Source organism: Amycolatopsis sp. NBC_00348, from assembly GCF_036114655.1.
Taxonomy (GTDB): Bacteria; Actinomycetota; Actinomycetes; order Mycobacteriales; family Pseudonocardiaceae; genus Amycolatopsis.
Genome location: NZ_CP107994.1, coordinates 2,799,468 through 2,808,866 on the forward strand (window position 1 = coordinate 2,799,468; position 9,399 = coordinate 2,808,866).

At 73.5% G+C, this 9,399-nt stretch carries 9 protein-coding genes; 6 read left to right on the top strand and 3 right to left on the bottom strand.

Annotation, left to right across the window (positions count from 1 at the left end; all coding sequences use genetic code 11):
• Positions 1 to 47 precede the first annotated feature (47 nt).
• The 3 genes from OHS58_RS12670 to OHS58_RS12680 are packed head-to-tail and all read right to left on the bottom strand — an operon-like array spanning position 48 to position 3,336.
• Positions 48 to 221, bottom strand: coding sequence for a hypothetical protein (locus OHS58_RS12670; protein WP_326949672.1), 174 nt, complete (start codon positions 219 to 221; stop codon positions 48 to 50).
• Positions 222 to 271: 50 nt separating this feature from the next.
• Positions 272 to 451 (bottom strand): hypothetical protein, encoded by a 180-nt coding sequence (locus OHS58_RS12675; protein ID WP_328648333.1) that lies wholly within the window; start codon positions 449 to 451, stop codon positions 272 to 274.
• Between the two features lie 35 nt (positions 452 to 486).
• Positions 487 to 3,336, bottom strand: coding sequence for a type 2 lanthipeptide synthetase LanM family protein (locus OHS58_RS12680; protein WP_328648334.1), 2,850 nt, complete (start codon positions 3,334 to 3,336; stop codon positions 487 to 489).
• A 443-nt stretch (positions 3,337 to 3,779) separates the two neighbouring features.
• On the opposite strand from OHS58_RS12680, the gene OHS58_RS12685 reads away from it, so the two are divergent.
• The 6 genes from OHS58_RS12685 to OHS58_RS12710 all read left to right on the top strand — a co-directional run bounded on the left by OHS58_RS12685 (position 3,780) and on the right by OHS58_RS12710 (position 9,359).
• Complete coding sequence (locus tag OHS58_RS12685; protein WP_247051847.1) at positions 3,780 to 4,265, top strand: cobalamin B12-binding domain-containing protein; 486 nt, start codon at positions 3,780 to 3,782, stop codon at positions 4,263 to 4,265.
• Complete coding sequence (locus OHS58_RS12690) at positions 4,262 to 5,548, top strand: methylaspartate mutase (RefSeq protein ID WP_328648335.1); 1,287 nt, start codon at positions 4,262 to 4,264, stop codon at positions 5,546 to 5,548. The genes OHS58_RS12685 and OHS58_RS12690 overlap by 4 nt, the downstream gene beginning before the upstream one ends.
• Positions 5,549 to 5,583: 35 nt before the next feature.
• A complete protein-coding gene (locus OHS58_RS12695; RefSeq protein WP_328648336.1) occupies positions 5,584 to 6,576 on the top strand; it encodes an asparagine synthetase A in 993 nt (330 codons plus the stop codon).
• Positions 6,573 to 7,826 carry a glutamate synthase-related protein gene (locus OHS58_RS12700; protein ID WP_328648337.1) on the top strand — a complete coding sequence of 418 codons (1,254 nt, stop codon included), beginning with the start codon at positions 6,573 to 6,575 and terminating at the stop codon, positions 7,824 to 7,826. Before OHS58_RS12695 ends, OHS58_RS12700 begins: the two co-directional genes overlap by 4 nt.
• Before the next feature lie 100 nt (positions 7,827 to 7,926).
• Positions 7,927 to 9,156 carry an MFS transporter gene (locus OHS58_RS12705; RefSeq protein WP_328648338.1) on the top strand — a complete coding sequence of 410 codons (1,230 nt, stop codon included), beginning with the start codon at positions 7,927 to 7,929 and terminating at the stop codon, positions 9,154 to 9,156.
• Positions 9,153 to 9,359, top strand: coding sequence for an MbtH family protein (locus OHS58_RS12710; protein ID WP_247051842.1), 207 nt, complete (start codon positions 9,153 to 9,155; stop codon positions 9,357 to 9,359). The genes OHS58_RS12705 and OHS58_RS12710 overlap by 4 nt, the downstream gene beginning before the upstream one ends.
• Positions 9,360 to 9,399: the final 40 nt, after the last annotated feature.

Below are 9,399 nucleotides of genomic sequence, written 5' to 3' on the forward strand. Positions count from 1 at the left end.
GGATCACTTCCGGATGCCCGTCGAAATACCGGCGGGCCGGTGTCTCACTATTCGGTGAAACCCCCGGTGACGACCGTGACGTCGAACGTGGTGAGCGAATTCATCGAAGCCCTCGGGGCCCGTCCCGACAGTGCGTGGTTGCGGGCGCCGGTGCGGGCCGACGACGGGAGGGTCAAGTCGCCGATCGGGTTGTCGATGGCGGCGGTGTCGTGCTCGGTCATGCGGGTGTCTCCACTCTCGGTAGTACTGGCGGTGCGGGAAGGACGGACGGTCAGAGGGCGAAAGTGCCGTTGGTGACGACGGTGGGATCACCGAGCGTCTCCACTGTGATCCCGGACAACCGGGGCCGCGCCCCGGCCAGCGCCTGGTTGCGCGCGCCGGCGCGGTTCGCGCGCGGGAGCACCAGGGCGCCGACGGTGGCTTCGACGGTCTCGGCGGTGATTTCGGGCATCGTGCGGTTCTCCTCGTGCAGGTGGGGCGGGGCGGTCAGCGAGTCGGGGGTTGCAGGAGCAGCGCGGACGGGACGCGCGGGCCGAAGCCCAGGCGCAGCAGGCCGTAGCCGATCCCGGCCAGGCCGGTCAGCAGGCCCGGCGAAGGCACGGCGTCCGGGGTGCCGCAGCGCGCGCCGTCCTGTTCGACGGCGGTCAGCAGCTGCCCGGTCCGGCGCTCCACTGCGGCGGCGGCCCCGGCGTGGCCGTTCTCGGCCAGGACGCCGAGCACGTCGGTGATGCCGGTTTCGCCGTGGCACAGGCTCAGGTCGCGCAGCGGGTCCTGGGCGGCCAGGCGCCGGACCTGCTCGTCGAGACCACCGAGAACGCCCGGGTCACCGGCGTAGGCGAGGACCTGCCCGGCCAGGCCGGAGCACCAGCCGTGCCCGGTCGCCGCGGTCGCGGGCGGCAGGGTCGCCGTCTCACGCGGGTGCCCGAGCAGGGCCCAGTCGACGCCGGCCGCGCCGTGCGCGAACCCGGGGTCGGCCAGGTCGGGGTCGATGGAGCGGCCGGCGAGCTCGGTGGCGTAGGCGTCGGCCAGCAGGGCCGCGCTCGCGAGCCCGGTCTGGGCGGCGACCGACCGCAGCGCGACCAGGCCACCGGCGAGACCGGTGGTGAACCGCGGTGACGTCGCCGGCGTCGCGCCCGGCATCACGGCGACGGTCCGGGCGGCCAGGTCCAGCAGGTCGGGCCGGGCGAGCAGCCGCGCGAGCCGGGCCAGCGCGTAGGCGACACCGCCGAGCCCGAGCAGGCCGCCGCAGCCGGCCGCCTCCGCGAGCTCCGGGTCGGCTTCCAGTTCCGAGACCAGCCACGGCAGTCCGGCCAGGGCTTTCCCGGCCAGGTCGTGGTAGCGGTCGATGCCGGTCAGCTCCGCGAGCTGGGCCAGGAACAGCGCGACGCCGGTGTAGCCCTCGCCGAGCCCGGCGCCCATCGGCAGCACGGCCCAGTACTTCTCGTCGACCAGCTCCAGCCCGACCCAGTTGACCCGGCCGCCGCCCGAGGACGCGCGGGCGATGATGGCGTCGGCGATGCCGCACGCGGCCGAGAGCAGGTGCGCGGGCTCGGGGCTCTTGCTCGGCAGGACGCCGTCGGTGACGCCGGTGCCGGCGTGGGTCTCCTCGGCCGGGCGGGTGGCCAGCGCGGCGGAGATCAGCCACTCCTGGTCACGGCGGTCGATCGTGGTCATCCCGGCGATCTTCGCCAGCACCGACGCCAGCGGCGTCGCGCTCAGCATGTCGGGCAGCCGCTTGCCTTCGGCGTCCCACAGGTCGGCCGAGCCGGGCTCGCCGCTGAACATCGGGACGTCACCGGCCCACAGGTCGGTGAGCTCGGCGGCGATCAGGCCACGGCGGACTTCGTCGGTGCTGTCGTCGTGCAGCAGCGCGAACGCCTCGTCGCGCTCGGCCGCGTCGGCCAGCAGCGACGGGTGCGTCGTCTCGTCGAGCATCCGGGCGTAGAAGCTGGTCGGGCGGACAAGGACGCGGATCTTGTGTGCCGCGCAGCGCTCCAGCAGGGAAGCCAGCTCGGCCGCGCCGTCGGCGATGGTGTCGTAGCCGGCGCGGAACCCGGCCAGCAGCGCGGCACCGTGTTCGGCGGGTTCGACGTCGACCCCGCCGAGGGTGGGCCGGTTGACGCCGGCGCCGGGGCCGCCGGGGACGCGGGCCAGCCGCATCCGGTCGGTGCCCGGCTCCAGCCAGTCGACGCGCTCGAGCGCCGGGGTGGTGACGCGGCCGCCGCCGAGGCCGGAGATGTCGACCGCGCCGTGCTCGCCGACGATCATCTGCGGCAGCAGCATCGTGCGGTGCACCGAGCGGGCCAGCAGCGTCGACGCCGGATCCGCGTTCGCCTCTTCCGCGGCCAGCAGGGGCTGGAACAGCGTCTCGATGTCGATCAGCACCGGCTGGTCACCGGCCGCGATGATGTTCTCGAAGTGCACGTCGGTGCCGTCGAGCGCGTGCAGCAGAGCCAGCAGCACGCCCTGGCGGCGGTAGAAGCGGTCGACCTCGGTCAGGTCCGCGCACGGCCGGTGCTCGACGAACCGCAGCCAGCCGTACCCGGGCCGGACCAGGACGTCGACGGTCTCCAGCTCCAGGCCGGGGACACGCGGGTTGAGCCAGGCGACGACATCGGTGAACGCCGCGTGCAGGCCCAGCGGCCGCGGCTTGTAGACGACCCGGTCGCCACCGTCGAAGCGCAGTTCGCGCACCGAGCGGCCGCGCTGGTGCGCGTCACCGGTGCCGCCGGTGATCTCGGCCAGCCGGCCGAGGGCGGCGGTGCCGATGAGCCCGGCCAGCGCGTCGCGGTCGGTGGCGTACCGGCCGAGCAGCTCCGTGGCCGACTCGATCGCGTACAGCCCGGCCTGCGCGGCGAGCCGCGCGAGCACCGGGTAGCGGTGCAGCAGATCCGTGAGCCCGGCGGTGGTGCCGGCCTGGCGGACGAAGTCGGCGAAACGTTCTTCCCCGGTCTCCCCGGCGAGCCGGCCCGCGCGGCGGGCCCGGCCCAGCTCCAGCACCAGCGTGCGGGCGGCGAGCCCGGCGAGCTGGTGGCCCAGCTGCGCGGCACAGCCGTCCGCGACCGAGACGACGTCGACGGCGGGCGCACCCGCTGCGGCGTCGGCGATCGCGGCGCGGACCGCGCCGACGAACGGGTGGAACACGGACGCGAACGCCGTGCGCCAGGTCGGGCCGGACACCGGCGCGGCCGGTGCCGCCGAAGCGAGCGCGGTCTCGGCGAAGTCCACCCACGCGGGGCGGAGGCCGTCGGACCGCCGCTCACGCGGGGTCAGGCCCGCCGCCCACCAGGTGGGCGGAAGCGTCGTCGTCGCCGGGTTCGGCTGCGGGGGAATCACGAGATCGAGCATGCCAGCGGGTGACCGGGGTTACATGGGGGTGCTACGCCCGCATTCCGGCGCCGTATGGGGGCGTACTGGGGGCTCATAGGGGCACCGCCGGGAAAACGCCTGGTCACGGAACCCCTGATTGGGCCGGACGGACGTGGCGGTTGCGCCGTTCGGCGGGCGGGCCGCATGGGGGCGTGAAGCGGCAACAAGCCCCGAACGGACGCGGTACACCACCCACGTGGGTCACCCCGGCGCACCGGGTTCCGCACTCGCGCGCGCGAGTGCGACGCCCACGCGCGAGGCGGTCATGGGGGTTCGCGGCGCCGCCGGAATGCGGGGACGCGGCACCCATGTGCGCCGGGCCGCCGGCGATGACTATTCGTCTCGAGAAGTTCGTGGCCGCACCCCGCCGCGCCGCGGACGTTCCCCGAACTCAAGGGAGCGAGCGCACGATGACCACCTTCCAGATCGAGCAGCACCCCGACCGGCCCGGCGTGGCCGGACGGCGACCGCTCAAGTTCGTCCTCTCCAGCGTCCAGTCCGACTCGCACATGTGGAACCTCGTCGCCCTCCAGCTGATCATGGAGGAGATGGGCCACGAGGTGCTCAACCTCGGCGCCTGCGTCCCGGTCGAGCGGCTGCTGGCCGCCTGCCGCGACGAGCGGCCGGACTGCCTGGTGATCAGCACCATCAACGGCCACGGCCACGTCGACGGCGCCCGGGTGATCTCCGCCCTGCGCGCCGACCCCGAGCTGACCGGGCTGCCCGCCGTCATCGGCGGCAAGCTCGGCGTCCGCGGCGACGCCAACAGCGAGCTGCGGGCCGAACTGCTGGCCCTGGGCTACGACGCGGTGTTCCACGTCGGCGCCGGCGACTCCGGCCAGGCCATCGAGTCCTTCCGCGAGTTCGTCGCCGCGAACGTCCGGACGTTGCGGTGAGCGCTGCCCGGTCGGTGTTCAGCAGCTTCGTGGCCGAGCACCGCCGCAGCCGGACGCTGCTCGTCCAGCCGCGGATGGGGTTCTCGGACCCCGCCATGATGCGCCGCGGGCTGCACGCGGTCGCCGGGGCCGGGGTGCCGGCCGTCGGCACCGTGACGCTCGACAGCTACACCCGCACCGGGCAGCACGACCTCGCCGCGATGTCGCTCGAATCCGGCGTCCAGCTCAACGGCTACCCGCTCGTCGCGCTCGGCACCGGCGTCACCACCGAACTGCTCGACGGGCTCTTCGGCCCGCGGTTCCCGGTCCAGGTGCGCCACGGTTCGCCGCAGCCCGAGGACATCTTCGCCGCGATGCTCGAAGCCGGCCTGGACGCCTCCGAAGGCGGCCCGGTGTCCTACTGCCTGCCCTACAGCAGCGTGCCGCTGCGCACCGCGACGGCGTCCTGGTCCCGGTCGGCGACGCTGCTCGCGGCCCAGGCCGACCGCGGCGTGCTCTGCCACCTGGAGAGCTTCGGCGGCTGCATGCTCGGGCAGCTGTGCCCGCCCGGACTGCTCGTGGCGCTTTCGGTGCTGGAGTGCCTGTTCTTCGCCGAACACGGCGTCCGCAGCGTGTCCGCCAGCTACGCCCAGCAGACCAGCCCCGACCAGGACGCCGAAGCGCTGTGGGCGATGCGGCGGCTGTGCGCCGAAGAACTGGCAGGCGTGGACTTCCATATCGTCCTCTACACCTACATGGGCCTGTTCCCGGAAACCCCCGCCGGGGCACGGGAGCTGCTGGCCGAGAGCGTGCGGCTGGCCGTGCGCACCGGCACCGAGCGGCTGATCGTCAAGACCACCGCCGAGGCCCACCGGATCCCGACCGTCGAGGAGAACGTCGACGCGCTGCGGCTGGCCCACGCCACCGCCCTCGACCAGCCCGCGCCCGGCCGGCCGCCGTCCGGGGACACCGAGGTCTACCTGCAGGCCCGCCTGCTCGTCGACGAGGTGCGCTCGCTGGCCCCGACGATCGCCGAGGCGCTGCCGGCGGCGTTCGAACGCGGCCTGCTCGACGTCCCGTACTGCCTGCACCCCGACAACGGCAACGAAACCCGCTGCGTGCTCGACGACGAAGGCCGCCTGCAGTGGTGGCACACCGGGCGGATGCCGCTGCCCGCCGCGCTCGGCGGCCGCCGCAGCCGCGACCGGGTCAGCGCGACCCGGATGCTCGCCGACCTGTCCTACCACCGGCGGCGGCTCGATCCCGTCCTGCCGGGCCCGAGCACCGAACCCGCCCGCGCCTGAACCACCTCTGCCGACCAGCTGGGAGTGAAATCGCCATGGAGTACACCGATTCCGCCGTGCCGCCGGACCCGCGGACGCACCTGACCTCGGACACGACCAAGCACGTGCTGCGGCTGCAGCACCGGATGCTCACCGAGGCCCGCGCGTTCCTCGGCGGCCGCGGCTTCGTCGAGCTGCTGCCCCCGGTCATCGGGCCGGTCACCGACCCGGGCGGCCGCGGCGCGAAGCAGGTGGACATCGACTACTACGGCCACCGCTACAAGCTGATGACCAGCGCGATCCTCTACAAGCAGGCCTCGCTGCTGGGCTTCGACAAGATCTTCTACGTCGCCCCGAACGTCCGGCTCGAACCGCTGGAGACGGCCAGCACCAGCCGCCACCTCGCCGAGTTCCACCAGCTCGACGTCGAGGTCTCCGGCGCGTCCCGCGACGATGTCCTCGACCTGCTGCAGGACCTCGTCGCCCACGTGGTGCGCCGGGTCGTCGACGACGCCGGCGACGTGCTGGAAGCCCTCGGCCGCGACTCGGGCGCGTTCGCCGACCTGCTCGGCGGCGCGTTCGGCCGGCTGTCGCACACGACCGCCGTCGAGACCCTGCGCGAGCTCGGGCACCCGCAGAGCGCCGACGCCGAGATCGACTGGGCGGGCGAGGCGATCCTGTCGGAGAAGCACGCCCGGCCGTTCTTCCTCGTCGACTACCCCAAGGGCTCGCGCGGGTTCTACGACCGCGAATCCACGTCGGAGCCGGGGATCCTGCGCAACTTCGACCTGATCGCGCCGGAGGGCTACGGCGAGCTGTGCAGCGGCAGCGAGCGCGAGCACGAGTACGGCCGGATCGTCACGCGGATGCGCGAGACGGGGGAGAACCCGGCCAAGTACGCCTGGTACCTCGACCTCGTCCGCGAAGGCATCCCGGGCAGCGCCGGGTTCGGCTTGGGCATCCAGCGGTTCACCCGCTACGTCGCCGGCCTCGACGCGGTGTGGCAGGCCACGGCGTTCCCGAAGCTGCCGGGCGTGGTGTCCCCGTGACCGCGCTGCACGCCGGGGGCTTCCCCGAGGACGACGTCCGGGCGCGCGCCCGGCTGGGTGCCGAGGCGGTGTTCCCGCCCGCGGCCGAGTACGGGACGACGTTGTTCGGTTTCTCCGCGGGCGTTTCGGGTGATTCTTTGGAGTCGGCTCGGCTGGTGCCGCCGGTGTTCATGCCGCGACGGCTGGAGAAGCTGATCGAGCTGGGCCGCGAGCCGCTCTACGGCGACGTCGAGCTGGACACCGTCATCGGCGGGTTCGCCTCGGCGCTGCCGCTGTACCTCTCGGCGTTCGGGTCGACGCAGGTGGCGGGCGCCGGGCTCGGCGCGGCGGCGAGTGCGCAGGCCGCGCGGCTCGGCATCCCGATGGTGGTCGGCGAGAACGTCGTCCCGGTCCACGGCCACGGCCGCACGGGCGGCGCCGCGGCGGGCACGCTGCTGGAGCGCCTGCGGGCCTACGGCGACGCGGTCCCGGACGGTCTCGGCGGCGTCGTCGTGCAGCAGAGCACGGAAGACGCCGACGCCGAAGTCTGGAACCTGGTGTATTCGGACCCGTCGGCGGCGCCGCTGCTGGACTCGGGGCGGCTGGCGTTCGAGCTGAAGGTGGGCCAGGGCGCGAAGCCCGGCCTCGGCGGAATGACCCTGGTCGACGCGGCGGCGGCGGACCGGCTCGCCGAGCAGTACACAGTGGACCTCACGCTGGGCGACGGTGTGCTGCGCAGCAGCAGCCCCGGGACGTTCACCCCGGAGATCCTGCGTCAGCAGATCCGCTTGATGCGCAACAACTTCCCGCGCGCCGGCGTGTGGGTGAAGCTGCTCCCCGGACGTGACGTCGCCTCGGCGGCCACGGTCGCCTGGGCGGCCGGCGCCGACGCGGTGACGGTGGACGGCGCGGAGGGCGGCACGGGCTGGGCGCCGACGGCGTTCCTCGGCGTCGGACTTCCTCTGGCCGAGTGCCTGTCGCGGATCGGCGCGCCGGCCGGTTGTCTGCTGACGTCCGGCCGAATGTGGGAGGGCACCCGGGTGGCGAAGGTCCTGGCCCTGGGCGCCCGCGCGGCGGGTCTCGGCCGGGCAGCGCTGCTGGCGGTGGACACCGACCCGCGTGAGGGCCTGGTCCGGTTCGTCGAGGCTTTGGCGCTGGAACTGCGGCTGCTGGTGAGCGCGCTGGGCCAGTACCGCGCGGACGCGCTGACCCGGGATGACGTGTGGTTCCCGGACGAGGCGACCCAGGTCCGTGAGCAGGTGTTGTCGTGAGCGCCCGGTTTGCGGGTCTGCCGCGGCTTGTCGTGAGTGGTAAGTCGGGTTCTAACCCTACTAACCACTCACGACCCCTGGCACCGAGCGGGGGTCTGGCATGACCGCCGTTGTCGAGCCGCAGCAGTCGCGGGCTGCGCTGCCTGCTCCTTTTCTTGGGCTCGTGCTCGCCATGGGGTTGTCCTCCTTCGGGGATGCCGTCTGGCTGATCGCTCTCTCCGTCACCCTGGTCGGGGCCGCCGGGCCTGCGGTCGCGGGGCTTGTGCTCGCGCTCGGGTCGCTGCCCAAGGTGCTGACCCTGCTGGTCGGGGGCGCGGTCGCCGATCGGACCGGACCTCGGCGGGTGCTGATCACCACCGATCTGGTGCGGGCCGGAGCCATGGTCACCGGGGCCGTCTGTGTGCTGTTCGCCGGGCCTTCGCTGCCGCTGCTGACCGGGCTGATCGTTGTCATGGCCGTCGCGAGTGCCTTCTTCATCCCGGCCTCCGATGCGCTGCGGCCCAACCTGCTGCCGCCCGAGCACCTCGTGCGAGGCAATGCCGTCTACCTCGCCGCCGTCCGTGGCGGGCAGGCCGCCGGTGGGGCGCTCGGGTCGTGGCTGGCCGGGCTCGGCGGGCTCGTCACCGTCGCCGTTGTCAACGGGGTCAGCTTCCTCGTCTCCGCCGTCGCCGCCGGGAACACCAAGACCCTCGCCCCGGCGCAGCCCCGCGAACGCGTCAAGGTCAAGCAGCTCCTCAAGGACGTCGGTGAAGGCTGCCGCTACGTCGCCGTCCGGCCCGCGCTGCGCACCGCCATGATCGTCACCGGCCTGCTCGAGCTCAGTGGCGCCGGGCCGATCAACCTCGGGCTCGTCCTGCTCGGCGGCCAGAAAGGCGCCGGCTGGCTGCTCACCGCGATGACGCTCGGCGCGTCACTGGCCTTCATCGTCTCCGTCAAGTGGCCGCCCCGCGAACGCGCCGGGCTGCTGGCGACGTGCGGGCTCGGCGCCCAGGTCGGCTGCCTGGCCCTGCTCGCCACCGGGTCCCTGGCCGTCAGCATCGCCGCGTTCTTCGCACTCGGCCTGGTCGCCGGGCTCACCGCGCTGGTCCTGGTGTCACTGGCCCAGCGGTGGTCAGCGCCGGAGATGCGCGGCCGGGTCATGTCGATCCTCGCGCTGTTCACCCTGGCCGCCACCCCGATCGGCAACCTCCTGATCGGCCTGCTGGTCGAGACGCTCGGCGTCCCGCTCACCATGTTCGCCCACGCCGCGGTCGCGCTCGTCGCGTTCGCCCTGCTCGTCGCCACCCCGGCACTCGGCCGGGCCGCACTCACAGAGGAGAAGAAGTCATGAGCAACCCCTTCGAAGACGAGAACGGCACCTTCCTGGTCCTTGTCAACGCCGAGAACCAGCACTCGCTCTGGCCGTCCACTGTGGACGTCCCGGCCGGCTGGCGGACCGTGCACGGCGAAGACACCCGCGCCGCCTGCCTCGAGTACGTCGAGACGCACTGGACCGACCTGCGCCCGGCGAGCCTCGTCGCCTCGATGCGCTGACCCCCTCCCCGCCGGCAGATTCGAACTGGAGCTGATCTAC

What these genes read in the sequence shown, in the direction of transcription:
- OHS58_RS12705 (WP_328648338.1), top strand. Translation starts at nt 7,927, where the DNA reads ATGACCGCCGTTGTCGAGCCGCAGCAGTCGCGGGCTGCGCTGCCTGCT.
- OHS58_RS12675 (WP_328648333.1), bottom strand. Translation starts at nt 451, where the DNA reads ATGCCCGAAATCACCGCCGAGACCGTCGAAGCCACCGTCGGCGCCCTG.
- OHS58_RS12710 (WP_247051842.1), top strand. Translation starts at nt 9,153, where the DNA reads ATGAGCAACCCCTTCGAAGACGAGAACGGCACCTTCCTGGTCCTTGTC.
- OHS58_RS12670 (WP_326949672.1), bottom strand. Translation starts at nt 221, where the DNA reads ATGACCGAGCACGACACCGCCGCCATCGACAACCCGATCGGCGACTTG.
- OHS58_RS12695 (WP_328648336.1), top strand. Translation starts at nt 5,584, where the DNA reads ATGGAGTACACCGATTCCGCCGTGCCGCCGGACCCGCGGACGCACCTG.
- OHS58_RS12685 (WP_247051847.1), top strand. Translation starts at nt 3,780, where the DNA reads ATGACCACCTTCCAGATCGAGCAGCACCCCGACCGGCCCGGCGTGGCC.